13 protein-coding genes are annotated in these 15,257 nt (G+C 46.4%); 12 read left to right on the top strand and 1 reads right to left on the bottom strand.

The features are described 5' to 3' along the window. The first annotated feature begins 3 nt into the window (after positions 1–3). The 10 genes from RJD38_RS04065 (at position 4) to acpS (ending at position 8,572) form a co-directional block, all read left to right on the top strand. A complete protein-coding gene (locus RJD38_RS04065) occupies positions 4–636 on the top strand; it encodes a sigma-E factor negative regulatory protein (RefSeq protein WP_241270820.1) in 633 nt (210 codons plus the stop codon). Next, positions 633–1,613, top strand: a complete 981-nt coding sequence (gene rseB / locus RJD38_RS04060; RefSeq protein WP_005593053.1) for a sigma-E factor regulatory protein RseB — start codon at positions 633–635, stop codon at positions 1,611–1,613. Before RJD38_RS04065 ends, rseB begins: the two co-directional genes overlap by 4 nt. After that, complete coding sequence (locus RJD38_RS04055; RefSeq protein WP_005593054.1) at positions 1,610–2,080, top strand: SoxR reducing system RseC family protein; 471 nt, start codon at positions 1,610–1,612, stop codon at positions 2,078–2,080. Before rseB ends, RJD38_RS04055 begins: the two co-directional genes overlap by 4 nt. A gap of 114 nt (positions 2,081–2,194) precedes the next feature. Next, complete coding sequence (lepA, locus tag RJD38_RS04050; RefSeq protein WP_005593055.1) at positions 2,195–3,988, top strand: translation elongation factor 4; 1,794 nt, start codon at positions 2,195–2,197, stop codon at positions 3,986–3,988. 90 nt (positions 3,989–4,078) lie between these two features. After that, positions 4,079–4,975 carry a signal peptidase I gene (lepB, locus tag RJD38_RS04045; RefSeq protein WP_065545027.1) on the top strand — a complete coding sequence of 299 codons (897 nt, stop codon included), beginning with the start codon at positions 4,079–4,081 and terminating at the stop codon, positions 4,973–4,975. 15 nt (positions 4,976–4,990) lie between these two features. Next, positions 4,991–5,668: a ribonuclease III gene (gene rnc / locus RJD38_RS04040; RefSeq protein WP_006710221.1), complete on the top strand. Its 678-nt coding sequence runs from the start codon at positions 4,991–4,993 to the stop codon at positions 5,666–5,668. Continuing rightward, a complete protein-coding gene (gene era / locus RJD38_RS04035) occupies positions 5,661–6,641 on the top strand; it encodes a GTPase Era (RefSeq protein ID WP_009385754.1) in 981 nt (326 codons plus the stop codon). Before rnc ends, era begins: the two co-directional genes overlap by 8 nt. A 90-nt stretch (positions 6,642–6,731) precedes the next feature. Continuing rightward, a complete protein-coding gene (recO, locus tag RJD38_RS04030; RefSeq protein ID WP_005593059.1) occupies positions 6,732–7,457 on the top strand; it encodes a DNA repair protein RecO in 726 nt (241 codons plus the stop codon). Then, positions 7,454–8,185, top strand: coding sequence for a pyridoxine 5'-phosphate synthase (gene pdxJ, locus RJD38_RS04025; RefSeq protein WP_005593061.1), 732 nt, complete (start codon positions 7,454–7,456; stop codon positions 8,183–8,185). Before recO ends, pdxJ begins: the two co-directional genes overlap by 4 nt. Positions 8,186–8,188: 3 nt before the next feature. Continuing rightward, positions 8,189–8,572 (top strand): holo-ACP synthase, encoded by a 384-nt coding sequence (gene acpS / locus RJD38_RS04020; RefSeq protein WP_065545028.1) that lies wholly within the window; start codon positions 8,189–8,191, stop codon positions 8,570–8,572. 74 nt (positions 8,573–8,646) lie between these two features. Here acpS and barA read toward each other — a convergent pair whose 3' ends face one another. After that, positions 8,647–11,436, bottom strand: a complete 2,790-nt coding sequence (gene barA, locus RJD38_RS04015) for a two-component sensor histidine kinase BarA (protein WP_065545029.1) — start codon at positions 11,434–11,436, stop codon at positions 8,647–8,649. Positions 11,437–11,594: 158 nt separating this feature from the next. Here barA and rlmD point away from each other — a divergent pair, with 158 nt between their 5' ends. Both rlmD and relA read left to right on the top strand, forming a co-directional pair. Further along, positions 11,595–12,923 (top strand): 23S rRNA (uracil(1939)-C(5))-methyltransferase RlmD, encoded by a 1,329-nt coding sequence (gene rlmD, locus RJD38_RS04010; protein WP_005593064.1) that lies wholly within the window; start codon positions 11,595–11,597, stop codon positions 12,921–12,923. A gap of 75 nt (positions 12,924–12,998) precedes the next feature. After that, complete coding sequence (gene relA / locus RJD38_RS04005) at positions 12,999–15,221, top strand: GTP diphosphokinase (RefSeq protein ID WP_005593065.1); 2,223 nt, start codon at positions 12,999–13,001, stop codon at positions 15,219–15,221. Positions 15,222–15,257 lie beyond the last annotated feature (36 nt).

The following is a 15,257-nucleotide window of genomic DNA, read 5'->3' as shown; positions in this document are numbered from 1 at the left end:
TTAATGGTGAAAATAATGGCTGACAAAGAAAAACTTTCAGCACTCATGGATGGAGAATTGGTTGATAAGGCTCTGATTGCAGAGTTGGAAAATGACCAAGCAGGCTTAGACGCGTGGAAAAATTACCATTTAATTGGTGATGTACTACGTGGAGATGCACCGCACAAGCCAGAGTGGAACATTGCTGAAAGCGTTGCTTTAGCGCTAGAAAATGAACCGGCTCACCGTCAGCTTGACGCACATAATGTGACAAGCATTGACGAGGCGCGTATTGAATCTCAACCAGCACCGCATCAGGCGAAACGCAACCTACCAGCGTGGATCACGCAATTTGGCCAGGTAGGTATTGCTGCGTGCGTTTCCCTTGCGGTGATTCTGGGGGTTCAACAAACGGGTGGAGACGTAGAAACTGGTACAGATCCACTTCCCGTGCTGCAAACGATTCCATTTAGTGGCAGTGTTGAGCCAGTAAGCTTGACCCGTGATTCGGTTGAGCAAGCGCCAAAAAATGGCGTCAACGTACAAGAGCAACGTCGCCGCATTAATGCGATGCTGCAAGATTACGAACTACAGCTTAGACTTAATAGTGAAAGCTCAATGGATCGTAACGATCATCCAGATACGGTAGTTGAATGAAAAAAATTCTGATCAGTGCGCTGGCGCTGTTCAGTTTGAATACTCCATTAGCCTTTGCAGATGAAAAACCTGCAGAGGCTTTGTTGCTTCAAATGAACCAAGCCAGTCAGCAACTCAATTATGAAATCTCTTATATCCTGATTAAGAAAAACAGTATTGAACCTTTGTTGTATCGTCATGCGATTGATGAGCAACAACAACTCGCACACCTGGTCTATTTAAGTGGTCCGGTGCGAGAAGTGATTCGTCGTGGTGACGAAATCAGCTATATCGAGCCGGGTACAGATCCTTTTACGATTGAATCAAGCAATATGGTCGCGCCGACTATCCCACTGCTTAATTCGGATGTAGAACAGCTCAGCGAATTGTACGACTTTATTAAAGTGGGTCGTGCGCGTGAAGCAGGCGTTGCTTGCCAAGTGCTGCGTGTAGTGCCAAAAGATGGCTTACGCTACAGCTACATCCTATGGATCGATGAGAAGAGCAAATTGCCACTGCGCGCCGATCTGGTTGATCGCGATGGCGAAGTGCTCGAGCAGTACCGAACTATTTCATATAGCGTCAATGATAAAATTGCTCAGATCCTCGCGGGTTTGAACGACGTCAAGCTACCGCAAGTGTTGTCGTTGCCAAAAGGTGAAGTCAAACAATCTTACTGGACGGTCGGTTGGATCCCGAAAGGCTTTGAAGCTAAAGAGCTGAATCGCTACCGTATGGCGAACACTGAACGCATGGTTGAAAGCCAAATGTACACTGATGGTTTGTTTAACTTTTCGATTTACGTTTCGCCGCGAGACGATCATTCACTGAAAGGTCAGATAGTTCGTCAAGGGCGTCGTACGCTACATACCTTTGTGCGTGATAACGCGGAAATATCAGTGGTGGGGGATATCCCTCCAGCAACGGCGAAGCGCATCGCTCAATCGGTAAGTTTCACTAAGCCATCGGCTGAATCGCAAGAGAAAGTTAAGCCATGATGACGGCATTGGCGACGGTGTCGGCCGTCACGCCTTGTGCATCAGGCTATGACGTTGAACTCAGCTGTGAACAAAAAACCAGTTGCTCAAGCTGCGCTTCGCAGAAGAATTGTGGCACCGGTATTGTCTCCAAAGCCATTGGCAGCAAAGTGCTGCATTGGCATTTGGCCACGCAGCAATTGCTGAAAGTCGGCCAAGTCGTCGAGATCGGTATGGCTGAAAAAAGCTTGCTGCAATCGGCGGCAATTGTCTACTTAGTGCCGCTGTTTTCTCTCATCATTGGCGCGCTTGTTGCGCATTGGTGGATTGCCCCAGCCTTCGGCTTGGGTGAGGGCGCTGTTATACTATGTTCTATGCTTGCAACCGCACTTGGCATCATACTTGCCAAGCGTTTGGCTTTGCGCATCGAGCGACAATCCTCGCAACAAGTCATATTATTAAGAGTATTGGGCGAGCCTATCCAGTGAAATACTCAAGTGACTTGGGTAACAAAATTGGATAGAATCCTCCAACTTGATTGAAATGCCGTCAAACGACGGCTTTCTTATGTCCTATTTAAAAGAGCTTAGTCATACCAAACCATGAAGCACATTCGTAACTTTTCGATTATCGCCCACATCGACCACGGTAAGTCGACCCTATCTGACCGTCTGATCCAAGTTTGTGGCGGTTTATCCGATCGCGAAATGGCAGCCCAAGTTCTTGATTCTATGGACCTTGAACGTGAGCGCGGTATTACCATTAAAGCGCAAAGTGTAACGCTTGATTACACGGCAAAAGATGGTGAAACATACCAACTAAACTTCATCGACACTCCTGGGCACGTAGACTTTTCTTACGAAGTATCTCGTTCGCTTGCAGCGTGTGAAGGTGCTCTATTGGTAGTGGATGCAGGTCAAGGCGTAGAAGCGCAAACATTGGCAAACTGTTACACCGCTATCGAGATGGATCTAGAAGTCGTTCCAATCCTAAACAAGATTGACTTACCAGCTGCAGAGCCAGAGCGCGTAGCGGAAGAGATTGAAGAGATCGTAGGCATCGACGCGATGGAAGCAACGCGTTGTAGTGCAAAAACGGGCTTGGGTGTGGAAGATGTACTAGAAAACATCGTTGCTGCAATCCCTGCACCTGAAGGTGATCCTGATGCACCGCTACAAGCGCTGATCATCGACTCATGGTTTGATAACTACCTTGGCGTTGTTTCATTGGTTCGTATTAAAAACGGCTCAATTAAGAAAAACGACAAGATCAAAGTGATGAGCACTGGCCAAGTTTGGGGTGTTGATCGCTTAGGTATCTTCACACCAAAACAAATCGATACCACAGAGCTAAATACTGGCGAAGTAGGTTGGGTGGTTTGTGGTATTAAAGACATCTTGGGCGCGCCTGTTGGTGATACGCTAACACTGGCAAAAAATGGTTGTGAAAGCGCACTTCCAGGCTTTAAAAAAGTGAAGCCTCAGGTATACGCTGGCCTATTCCCAGTATCGTCTGATGATTACGAAAACTTCCGTGATGCACTAGGCAAATTAAGCCTAAATGATGCGTCACTATTTTATGAGCCAGAGAGCTCAGCAGCACTAGGCTTTGGTTTCCGTTGTGGTTTCCTTGGTATGCTGCACATGGAAATCATTCAAGAGCGTTTAGAGCGTGAATACGATCTAGATCTTATCACTACCGCACCAACGGTAGTGTACGAAGTGATTCAAACTGACGGTACAACCTTGTATGTTGATAGCCCAGCTAAACTGCCAGCAATCAACGACATTGAAGAGATGCGCGAGCCGATTGCTCGTTGTAACATCTTAGTACCTGCCGACTACCTAGGTAACGTCATTACCTTGTGTGTTGAAAAACGCGGCATGCAAGTCGACATGGTTTACCATGGTAACCAAGTGGCCGTGACTTACGACATTCCAATGGCAGAAGTGGTTCTCGACTTCTTCGACCGTTTGAAGTCAACATCACGTGGTTACGCATCATTGGATTACAACTTCCAACGCTTTGAAGCATCAAATATGGTACGTGTGGACGTACTATTGAACGGCGACAAAGTGGATGCATTGGCTATCATCACTCACAAAGATCAATCACAAAGCCGTGGTCGTCTATTGGTTGAGAAGATGAAAGAGTTCATCCCTCGTCAAATGTTTGATATCGCAATTCAAGCGGCAATTGGTAACCACATTATCGCTCGTTCTACCGTTAAGCAGTTGCGTAAAAACGTAATCGCTAAATGTTACGGTGGCGATATCAGCCGTAAGAAAAAACTGTTGAAGAAACAGAAAGAAGGTAAGAAACGTATGAAGCAGATCGGTAACGTTGAACTGCCTCAAGAAGCGTTCCTAGCGATTCTTCATGTTGGTAAAGATTAAAAAATTGGGCAACCGCTCAGTATCATGATCAAAATAAGTGAAAGGGTTTCGGCTCTTTCACTTTCGTGTTTTTGAAAGTAAGGGAAGTCAATGGCGAATACGTTTTCACTGATCCTCGTTCTAGTAACCTTAGTTACTGGTATTGTATGGGTGCTAGAGAAGTTGGTCTTTGCAAAAAAACGTCAGCAGAAATTGGCTGAAGTTGAAGCGCAAACTAACGGCTTGGATGCGGCGGCGAGAGAAAAAGTCTCCGCGCAGCCATGGTGGATTGAAAATAGTGTGTCGATTTTCCCTGTAATTGCTTTTGTTCTGATACTGCGTTCGTTTGTTTATGAACCATTTCAAATCCCTTCAGGCTCCATGATGCCAACATTGCTTGTTGGGGATTTTATCTTGGTTGAAAAATACGCTTACGGTCTAAAAGATCCTGTATGGCGTACTCAATTAGTTGAAACAGGTAAACCTGAGCGTGGCGATTCAATCGTCTTTAAATATCCACCTCAGCCAAGTGTTGATTACATTAAGCGTGTGGTCGGTTTACCGGGTGATATCGTGCGTTACAGCACCGATAAACAGATTTGTATTCAAAAGCCAGGTGAAGGCGAGTGTAAGCCAGTAAAACTGTTCAATGTTGAAAAGAGCAAGCTAATGCAAAGCGGCGTGCACATGATTCAAATGAACGAGCAACTGGGTGAGCATGATCATCAAATTCTTATCAATCCACTTCGTGAAGATCGCATTGAGGCGTATGAGCCTCGTAGCGGTGTTGCCGAGTGGGTGGTACCAGAAGGTCAATACTTTGTGATGGGTGATAACCGTGACAACAGTGCTGACAGTCGCTACTGGGGCTTTGTTCCAGAAGCCAACTTAGTCGGTAAAGCCGTCGCTATTTGGATCAGCTTTGAATTTGAGCGTGATCAGGATAGTGTTTTGCCTACTTGGATCCCAACTGGTGTGCGCTTCAACCGCATCGGTGGAATTAACTAACCAAATCGAGAGAGTATGAATTCTCCAATCGCAATTTTAGAGAAAAAACTCGGCTACACATTTAATGATGCCGAGTTTATCAATTTAGCGCTGACACACCGCAGCGCTAATGGGAAACACAATGAACGTCTTGAGTTTCTGGGCGATTCAATTTTAAGTTTTGTCATTGCTGATGAACTGTATCACCGCTTTCCGAAAGTAAACGAAGGTGATATGAGCCGTATGCGTGCAACGCTGGTACGCGGAAATACATTGGCGGAACTAGGACGCGAATTTGTTCTAGGAGATTACTTAAAATTAGGTCCAGGTGAATTGAAAAGTGGCGGTTTCCGTCGTGATTCTATTCTGGCCGATGCTGTCGAAGCTATCATTGGCGCTATCTATCTAGATAGTGACATCGAAGTGGTTCGCGGTATTGTGCTGAGCTGGTACCAAACTCGTCTTGATGAGATTAAGCCTGGTGCGTCACAGAAAGATCCAAAAACTCGCCTACAAGAGTTTTTGCAAGGTCGCAGAAAACCGCTGCCTGTCTACACAGTGACTAATATTAAAGGTGAGGCACACAACCAAGAGTTTACTGTGTCGTGTGAGGTTGCAGGTACTGGATCACCTGTAATTGGTAAAGGTACCAGTCGTCGCAAGGCAGAACAGGCGGCTGCGGAAACGGCATTAGAGCAATTGACCAATGGCTGATTCAACAGACAACAACGAATTTGATATCGATGCGTACTTCGCATCAGGCGGCGAGAAAAAAACAAGCTCGCCAACCAACCAACACTGTGGCTTTATCGCCATTGTTGGCCGTCCTAACGTAGGTAAATCGACGCTACTGAACAATATTCTTGGTCAGAAGATTTCGATCACTTCACGTAAGCCACAAACCACCCGTCACCGCATTATGGGTGTTGACACCGAAGGCGATTACCAAGCGATTTTCGTTGATACACCGGGGTTACACATTGAAGAAAAGCGCGCCATCAACCGTTTGATGAACCGTGCGGCTAACTCATCGCTAAGCGATGTGAACTTGGTGTTCTTCCTTGTCGATGGTACTCATTGGACTGCCGACGATGAGATGGTGCTTAACAAGCTACGCAACGCGAATTTCCCAGTGGTGTTGTGTGTCAACAAAGTTGATGTAGTAAACGATCGTAACGACGTTATGCTGCACATGGCTGATTTGTCGAAGTTGATGGACTTTGTCGATATCGTGCCTATTTCAGCGAAACATGGTAAGAACGTTGATGTACTGCGTAAGCACGTACGTGCGCACTTGCCAAAAGCGACGCACCACTTCCCTGAAGAGTATGTGACAGACCGTTCACAGCGCTTTATGGCGTCTGAAATCGTTCGTGAAAAATTGATGCGCTTTACTGGTGAGGAACTACCTTACTCAGTGACGGTTGAGATTGAACGTTTCGATTACAACCCAGACACCGATGGCTTCCACATCAATGCATTGATTCTTGTTGAACGCAGCGGTCAGAAGAAAATGGTGATTGGTAAAGGTGGCGAGAAAATCAAAACCATCGGTCGCGAAGCACGTCTTGATATGGAAGAGTTGTTCGGCCGTAAAGTTTACCTAGAAACATGGGTAAAAGTGAAATCGGGTTGGGCAGATGATGAACGTGCTCTGCGTTCACTTGGTTATATCGACGATTTATAACGAGCTTAGGCGATAGTGTGTCGCTCCGAGTTCGTATTTAAAGGGAGCCTTAATGGCTCCTTTTTTATTATGGAATACGTATAGAAAACTATGTCTTCAGAAGGCTTACAGCGCTGCTTTGTATTGCACCGCCGCCCTTACAGTGAATCGAGTTTGATCCTTGATGTATTTAGTGAGGAGTATGGTCGTGTCACATTGATGTCTAAAGGGGCACGCAGTAAGCGTTCGAACCTGAAAGGCGCATTACAGCCGTTTACCCCTTTGTTACTCAAGTGGTCAGGCAATAGCTCAATGAAAACTTTACGCCAAGCCGAACCGATCAGCTTGGGGTTGCCACTTTCGGGCATCTTTCTCTATTCAGCGATGTATGTAAACGAGTTGATTGGGCGAGTGTTGATGGCAGAAGTGCCAATGCCAGGGTTGTTTCATGATTACTTGCATGCGTTGACGGAATTAGCCCAAGCGGATAACCCTGAGCCAGCACTGCGACGTTTTGAGTTAGCGATGCTCTCTGCATTGGGTTACGGTGTTGATTTTCTCCATTGCGCCGGTACCGGTGAGCCGATTGATCCTAACATGACCTATCGCTACCGCGAGCAGAAGGGGTTTATTGCCTCGGTACGCTTTGATAATCTCACCTTCAAAGGCGATGAACTGATTGCGATCAGTGAGCGCCGATTTGTTACCAAACAACAATTACACGCCGCAAAGCGCTTTACACGTATAGCGTTAAAGCCTTATCTTGGCGGTAAACCACTAAAAAGTAGGGAACTCTTTATCTCAAGAGTACCCCGAGCACGGAGTATTGAAAAATGAGCTCAATCTACCTAGGTGTTAACATCGACCATATTGCAACGCTACGTAATGCCCGTGGTACCAAGTACCCAGATCCTGTTCATGCTGCTGAGATTGCAGAGCGTGCCGGTGCGGATGGCATTACTATTCACCTACGTGAAGATCGCCGTCATATTAATGACCGTGATGTGCGCATTCTGCGTGAGACGCTGCAAACTCGAATGAACCTAGAAATGGCTGTCACGGATGAGATGATTGAGATTGCACTGCAAACTCAACCTGAATACGTTTGTTTGGTTCCAGAAAAGCGTGAAGAGTTAACCACTGAAGGTGGGCTTAACGTTGCGGGTCAGCTAGAAAAAGTCAAAGCGGCGACGCAAAAGCTCTCTGCTGCAGGGATCAAAGTCTCTTTGTTTATTGATGCCGATCGCGAGCAAATTGATGCGGCGAAAGAGTGTGGCGCACCATTTATTGAGTTGCACACCGGTCATTATGCGGATGCACAAAGTGAAACCGATCAAGCGGATGAGCTGAAGAAAATTGCCGCAGGTGCAAGCTATGCTGACAATCTGGGCATCACAGTGAATGCTGGACACGGTTTGACTTACCATAATGTGGCTGCGATTGCGGCAATTCCAGAAATTTATGAGTTGAATATTGGTCACTCAATTATTGGTCGTGCTGCTTTTGACGGTTTGAATAAAGCGGTGGCGGATATGAAAGCCTTGATGGTTGAAGCGCGTAAATAAGCAATGGCGATTATTGGTCTAGGCACAGACATCGCTGAAATTGAGCGGGTAGAAAAAGCATTGGCTCGTAGCGGTATGGCATTTGCGGAGCGAATCTTAACTGCGCAAGAACTTGCAGTGTTTGATTCACTGAAACAGCAAGGGCGCTATTTGGCCAAGCGTTTTGCTGCCAAAGAAGCGGCATCAAAAGCGCTAGGTACCGGTATTGCGATGGGCGTGAGTTTTCAAGACTTCACCATCACGAATGATGAACTGGGCAAGCCACTATTAACATTGAGCGGTAAAGCGCTTGAGATTGCGACCACCAAAGGGGTTGCTCATATCCACCTTTCTATCTCGGATGAACGCCATTACGCAATGGCGACAGTGATTTACGAAACGATGTAGAGATGGTGGTTAAAGAAAAAGAGCGCTTCTGCGCTCTTTTTTGTTTTGGTTCGCTTGGGGTTAGCGGTCTGCGTCTAGCACTCGCTTTCCACCAGATAGGGCTGGGCGCTAGCCGTGACTTTTTCCATTTCATCTTGCAGCTCGAATAACTCCGGCTCAATATCTTCGATTGTGTTGCCAGAGCGCAGAGCTTTCTCGATCGTGGCGCAGACGTTCTTCAAGCGCGGCACACCACAATAAGAACAGCTGCCATGCAGCTTGTGCACGTGGTGAATCAACTGTTCAACCTCAAAGTTTTCATTTTCCAATGCTTGTTCGACGATGCTGCTGACTTCTGGCATATAGTCGAGCAACATTTGCAGCATCTCTTTCGCGAGATCCTCTTTGTTGGCTGACTGCTTTAATGCTGCTTGCCAATCAATGATCATATTGCTGTGCTCACTGATCAGATGCTGCTGAATCACTTCTGTCTGGGCGGGAATTGTCAGCTTTTGCAGTTCGTCTTCTTTAGTGTGCGGACTCCAATGCATCAATACCTGCTGCAACACATGCTCTTCAATTGGTTTAGTCAGATAGTCATCCATACCCGCTTTCAACAGGCGATCGCGCTCGCCACTCATCGCATGAGCGGTCACCGCAATCACGGGAGTATTGCCATTGAGAGTGGTTTTCTTGATGGCATTACAAGCGGTGACACCATCCATATGCGGCATCTGAATATCCATCAAAATGATATCAAAATGGCGTTGTTCGGCTTGTTTGACCGCATCTTTACCATTGGTACAAGTGATGACATGTTCAACACGTTCGTTAAGTAGCGCGCTGATCAGTTTCAAGTTGGCTGGATTGTCATCCACCGCCATCACGGTTAACGGCAAGGTTTCTGTGTTGATCGGTATTTCAATTTCAATCTCAGGTAGGCTTTCTTGGTTAGCGGCCAAGGTTTGCAATAGCTTCTTACGGGATAACGGCTTGGTAACACAGTGGATCTGATATTTCTGAATCAAATGATCAGAGAGCGCCAATGCGGTACTTGGTGTACCGACCACAACGTGTGGCGCACAGAGTAGCGCTTGCTCAACTTGCTTCTCGACTTTGCCTACCTCGTTAGAACGGTTTGGTGCAAGGTTAAGCAGTACATAGTCAAACGTCTCGACTTCATCAGGCATGGAAGAGCGGTAGGTAACAACCAGCCCTTGCTGTGCCAGAGTTTGGCGTGTAATTGAAGCGGCCTGCATGTTTGGCTCCACCAAGAGCAGTGAGCGCTGATTGAGCACTTGTGATTCAATCAGCTCACTCATCGGCATGTCGGTAGCATGCAAGCGTAAGGTGAACCAGAAGGTTGAACCTTGGTGGAGGCGGCTAGTGAGACTAATTTCACCGCCCATCTGACTAACCAGCTTCTGGGTGATAACCAAGCCCAAGCCTGTACCACCATAACGACGCGAAATACTCGCATCCGCTTGGCTAAAGGCTTGGAATAGCTGTGCTTGTTGGCGCTCTGAAATGCCGATGCCCGTGTCTCGAACCATAAATTGCAGTTCGACCACATCTTCTTTTTGCGAACGTAGTTCAACACTGATGTCGATGTTGCCGCGCTCGGTAAATTTGATCGAGTTGCCAACGAGGTTAGTGAGCACTTGCTGAATACGCAGTGGATCGCCCACCAGGCCAATCGGCACTTTAGGATCAATCTTCAAGGTGATTTCCAAGCCTTTTTCATGTGCGCTGGTGGCTTGCAAGCTCACCACCTCTTCTAAGGTCTCTTGGAATTCAAATGGAATATTTTCTAGCGCCAGTTTGCCCGCTTCCAGTTTGGAGAAGTCGAGAATGTCATTAATAATGGTTAACAAGTTGTTGGCCGACTTTTCGATGGTTTGCAAATAATCGGTTTGGCTATTGGAAAGCTTGGTTTTGAGCATTTGACGAGTAAAGCCAATAACACCGTTAAGTGGGGTGCGTAGCTCGTGCGACATGTTGGCTAAGAATTCGGATTTTACTCGCGCGGCTTCTTGAGCACGTTTTTTAGCAATGTCTAACTCGACGTTTTGGATTTCGAGCTGCTCTAGCGTTTCACGTAAATCGGAGGTGGCCTGATCAATGCTGTGTTGCATTTCAACATGGTATTCAGACAGTGATACCGCCATCGCATTGATACCGTTTTTTAACTGATCCAATTCACCATGCATCTTTCCTTCAATTCGCACATCAAGATGGCCGCGACGAATCCGGTCGACCATGTTTTTCATGTGTGAGATTGGGCGCGTGACATCGTGCATTAAGCGCATCGCGAAAAAGCCGGATAGGCCTAAGCCGGTAAGCAGCACTAAAAACGCGGAGAAAATTTCTTGGTACTGCTGCAAACGCAGCGAAGATAGGTCGAGTTCAATCGCGATATAGCCCATTGCTGGGTTGTTTTGTTGACCTCGTGGACTAGAAATGATGCCGGACTCACTGATGATAGGCGCCCTTAAAACCAACGTATTCTCATTTAAGTTAGAAGTGACTAACAAAGGGATTGGTTCATTACGCGGAAATGTCAGTGATTCAAAATTCGGATGGAAGTTTGAGGTAACAAATAAGTCGTGGTTGTAATCAAACACCGCAATACTGCGGACAAATTTGGAATTTTTTCGGTGCGCATAGCCAATAATGCGTCGCACTGATTCACGGCTATTGTTTTTTAGCCCATCTTCACTGGCGATAGCCAGTGGTTCGATAATACTTAGACCAGAATTGATCACTTGTCTTTCTAAGTCGTGATAGCGGTTGAAAGAGAAAATCGCGCTCAGAAGCAAACCAATTATTAGGGTTGGCGCTAGAGTGAGAGTAATAACGCGGGCGCGTAAGCCATATCTGGTCATTATTGTCTAAACATCGTGGTGTGGATATGGGAAAATAGCCATCATAAAATGAGCCGTCGAAGAGTTAAGCATAATCAACTCACTCGGCTCACACAATGATCCAGGCTCTAAAAGGTGACGCCTGGACTATTTGCAGCAATAGAGAGCAGGCACAAAGCATGGCGCGTTTTTTCCAACCGAAAAAGAAAACACAACTCAACACCAAGCATCAATCCATGACCGTGGATAAATTGGATCACCAAGGTGCTGGCATTTGCTACCAAAACGGTAAGCCTGTGTTTATCGATGGTGCACTCGCGGGTGAGCAGGTTTTGGTGCAACTAACAGAAGACAAAAGTAAGTTTTCTCGCGCGAACTTAATCAAAGTGCAAAAGGCCAGCGAGTTGCGAGTTAAGCCATTTTGCCCGGTTTATGAGCAGTGTGGCGGCTGTAATATGCAGCATCTTGGTTTGGAGTCTCAGCTGGAATATAAGCAACAAACTTTGTCAGAATTGATGAGTAAGTTCTCTGGCCAAACCTTAGCTCTAGAATCGCCAATCTCGGGGGATGGTCTAGGCTATCGTCGTCGAGCGCGTATTAGCGTGATGGTGGATAAAAAAACACGTCAGTTGCAGTTTGGTTTCCGCCGCAAGCAGAGTAAGCAAATTGTTGATGTGACGAACTGTCCTGTTTTAGCGCCTGAATTGAATGTGATGTTGCCAGAGCTTTATCAATTATTGCAAGGGTTTACACGCCAAGAGTCCATTGGCCATATTGAATTGGTGAAAGGGGATAACACCAACGTGATGGTTTTGCGTCATCTAAAACCGCTGACCAACAAAGAACAGCAGCAACTTGAAGCGTTTGCCGCTGCGCACAACACCAGTTTGTATTTGATGCCGCAGGCTGAACAACTTGACCTAGTGTTAGGTGATGAAGCGCATTATTTAGAAGCGGGCGTAACCATTCCTTTTGCACCCAACAACTTCATTCAAGTGAACCAGAAAGTAAACCAGCAGATGGTTGAACAGGCGCTTAACTGGCTTGAATTGAGTGAAAATGACCGCGTATTGGATCTGTTCTGTGGTTTGGGTAATTTCAGCTTACCACTGGCAAAACAAGTGAAAACTGTTGTCGGTGTTGAAGGTGTTGAGGCTATGGTCGAAAAGGCGCAAAGCAATGCAGCGCTAAACCACCTAGACAATGCTCTGTTCTACCAAGCAAATTTAGAACAAGATTTGTCATCTCAGCCGTGGGCTAGAGAAAAGTTTGATAAGATACTGCTCGATCCAGCTAGAGCGGGAGCAAGTGGTATAGTAGACCAGTTATCGCGACTGGGTGCACAACGCGTGGTTTACGTTTCATGTAATCCTGCTACGCTTGCCAGAGATAGCCAAAGCTTGCTGAAACAAGGCTACCAGCTGGAAAAGTTGGGTATGTTGGATATGTTCCCACATACAGCTCATCTAGAGTCGATGGCTCTATTTGTTATGCAAAAGCATAAATAAAGGAACTAACACTAGGTAAAATAGCCTATTAGACAGGGTTAGTCGGTATAAAAATAAGAACTAGGACGAAAAAAGATGGTTGCGGTAAGAAGCGCGCATTTAAATCAAGATGAACAGTTTGAGCTAGAGAAGTGGATCGCTAGCTTAAAGCAAGACGCCAAAACTGCTCAGCGCTTAACTGAAGTGTATCGTCAGTGCGAAACGTATTTGCAAGGCAACGATGACGCACAACTGTTGTTGTGGCGTGGTCGTGAGATGATTGAAATTCTCATCACCTTATCAATGGATAAGCCAACGCTGGTGGCAGCGCAGCTGTTTCCATTGGTCTCTAGTGGAGCGTTGCAGCGTGAGAAACTTGAAGAAGAATACAATAAAGAAATTATCAAGCTGATTGATGGCGTTGAAGAGATGGCCGCTCTTGGCCAACTGAACGTCACCCTTGAAGGCAGCGCGGCATCATCGCAAGTCGATAACGTGCGCCGTATGCTATTGGCTATGGTGGATGATTTTCGCTGCGTGGTCATTAAGTTGGCCGAGCGTATTTGTAATCTAATTGAAGTTAAAAAAGCACCGGATGAAGTCCGTCGAGCCGCCGCGCAAGAATGTACCAACATCTATGCACCACTGGCGAACCGTCTTGGGATTGGTCAGTTAAAGTGGGAAATCGAAGATTACGCTTTTCGTTACCAGCAACCAGAAACCTACAAACAGATCGCCAAGCAGCTTTCTGAACGACGTATTGTTCGTGAACAATACATCAAAGATTTTGTCGATGACTTAACCGAAGAAATGCAAGCCACTGGCATTAATGCTGAGGTGAGTGGTCGTCCTAAGCACATCTACAGCATCTGGCGCAAAATGCAGAAAAAGAGCTTGGAGTTTGACGAGCTGTTTGATGTGCGCGCAGTGCGTATCATCGCCGACAAACTGCAAGACTGCTATGCAGCATTAGGTATCGTTCATACGAAATACAAACACTTACCAAGTGAGTTTGACGATTACGTTGCCAACCCAAAACCGAACGGTTATCAATCGATTCATACTGTTGTTTTAGGGCCTGAAGGCAAAACTATCGAGATTCAGATCCGTACTAAAGACATGCACGAAGATTCTGAATTGGGCGTGGCTGCGCACTGGAAATATAAAGAAGGTGCTAGCTCTGGTCGTAGCGGCTACGACGAGAAGATCACTTGGCTGCGTAAGCTGATTGATTGGCAAGAAGAGATGTCAGATTCTGGTGAAATGCTCGATGAGTTGCGTAGCCAAGTGTTTGATGATCGCGTCTATGCTTTTACTCCGCGTGGTGATGTGGTCGATTTGCCGATGGGGGCCACACCGCTCGATTTTGCTTATCACATTCACTCTATGGTCGGTCACCGCTGTATCGGTGCCAAAGTGGGCGGACGTATCGTCCCGTTCACCCATAAGCTATCGATGGGCGACCAAGTTGAAATCATCACCCAGAAAGAGCCAAATCCCTCTCGCGACTGGTTAAATCCATCGCTAGGGTTTGTTACATCCGGTCGCGCCCGCGCGAAAATCAATGCCTGGTTCCGCAAACAAAGCCGTGAGAAGAACCTCGAAGCGGGGCGTGAAATCCTTGAGCATGAACTGGGTAAAATTGGCGCAACGTTAAAACACGCTGAGCAATACGCGTTGAAACGTTTTAACGTTAATTCTGCTGATGAATTGTATGTCGGTGTTGGTAGTGGTGATTTACGTATTAATCAAATCATTAATCACATCAACGCCTTGGTGAACAAACCAACCGCGGAAGAAGAAGACAAGCAGGCGCTTGAAAAACTCCTCGAAGCGGAAAATAAACCGTCCACCCCAACACGTCCGAATAAAGATGCCGTGGTGGTCGAAGGGGTCGATAACCTGATGAATCATTTGGCACGTTGTTGTCAACCGATCCCAGGCGATCAAATCTGTGGCTACATTACTCAAGGTCGTGGAATTTCAGTGCACCGTGCTGATTGTGAACAGCTTGAAGAGCTACGTCACCACGCACCAGAGCGTATTATCGATACTGTGTGGGGCAGTGGTTTTGCCGGCTCTTACTTATTGACTTTGCGTGTTGAAGCGATGGAACGTGGTGGCTTGCTTAAAGAAATTACCACCTTGTTTGCCAACGAAAAAGTCAAAGTAAACAGCATGAAGAGCCGTGTTGATTACCGCACGCAATTATCGATATTAGACTTTGATTTAGAAGTGAATAATGTCGAAGTGTTAGCGCGAGTATCGAAGCGAGTTGAGCAAATTAAAGATGTAATGTCAGTCAAGAGATTGGGATAGCGTCGACAATATTTAAAATAAATAATGAAAGGTGAG

Source organism: Vibrio scophthalmi (genome assembly GCF_040869025.1).
GTDB lineage: Bacteria > Pseudomonadota > Gammaproteobacteria > Enterobacterales > Vibrionaceae > Vibrio > Vibrio scophthalmi.
This window is presented reverse-complemented; position numbering and strand designations above follow the sequence as displayed.

What these genes read in the sequence shown, in the direction of transcription:
- relA (WP_005593065.1), top strand. Translation starts at nt 12,999, where the DNA reads ATGGTTGCGGTAAGAAGCGCGCATTTAAATCAAGATGAACAGTTTGAG.
- acpS (WP_065545028.1), top strand. Translation starts at nt 8,189, where the DNA reads ATGGCGATTATTGGTCTAGGCACAGACATCGCTGAAATTGAGCGGGTA.
- era (WP_009385754.1), top strand. Translation starts at nt 5,661, where the DNA reads ATGGCTGATTCAACAGACAACAACGAATTTGATATCGATGCGTACTTC.
- RJD38_RS04055 (WP_005593054.1), top strand. Translation starts at nt 1,610, where the DNA reads ATGATGACGGCATTGGCGACGGTGTCGGCCGTCACGCCTTGTGCATCA.
- barA (WP_065545029.1), bottom strand. Translation starts at nt 11,436, where the DNA reads ATGACCAGATATGGCTTACGCGCCCGCGTTATTACTCTCACTCTAGCG.
- lepB (WP_065545027.1), top strand. Translation starts at nt 4,079, where the DNA reads ATGGCGAATACGTTTTCACTGATCCTCGTTCTAGTAACCTTAGTTACT.
- pdxJ (WP_005593061.1), top strand. Translation starts at nt 7,454, where the DNA reads ATGAGCTCAATCTACCTAGGTGTTAACATCGACCATATTGCAACGCTA.
- RJD38_RS04065 (WP_241270820.1), top strand. Translation starts at nt 4, where the DNA reads ATGGTGAAAATAATGGCTGACAAAGAAAAACTTTCAGCACTCATGGAT.
- rseB (WP_005593053.1), top strand. Translation starts at nt 633, where the DNA reads ATGAAAAAAATTCTGATCAGTGCGCTGGCGCTGTTCAGTTTGAATACT.
- recO (WP_005593059.1), top strand. Translation starts at nt 6,732, where the DNA reads ATGTCTTCAGAAGGCTTACAGCGCTGCTTTGTATTGCACCGCCGCCCT.
- lepA (WP_005593055.1), top strand. Translation starts at nt 2,195, where the DNA reads ATGAAGCACATTCGTAACTTTTCGATTATCGCCCACATCGACCACGGT.
- rlmD (WP_005593064.1), top strand. Translation starts at nt 11,595, where the DNA reads ATGGCGCGTTTTTTCCAACCGAAAAAGAAAACACAACTCAACACCAAG.
- rnc (WP_006710221.1), top strand. Translation starts at nt 4,991, where the DNA reads ATGAATTCTCCAATCGCAATTTTAGAGAAAAAACTCGGCTACACATTT.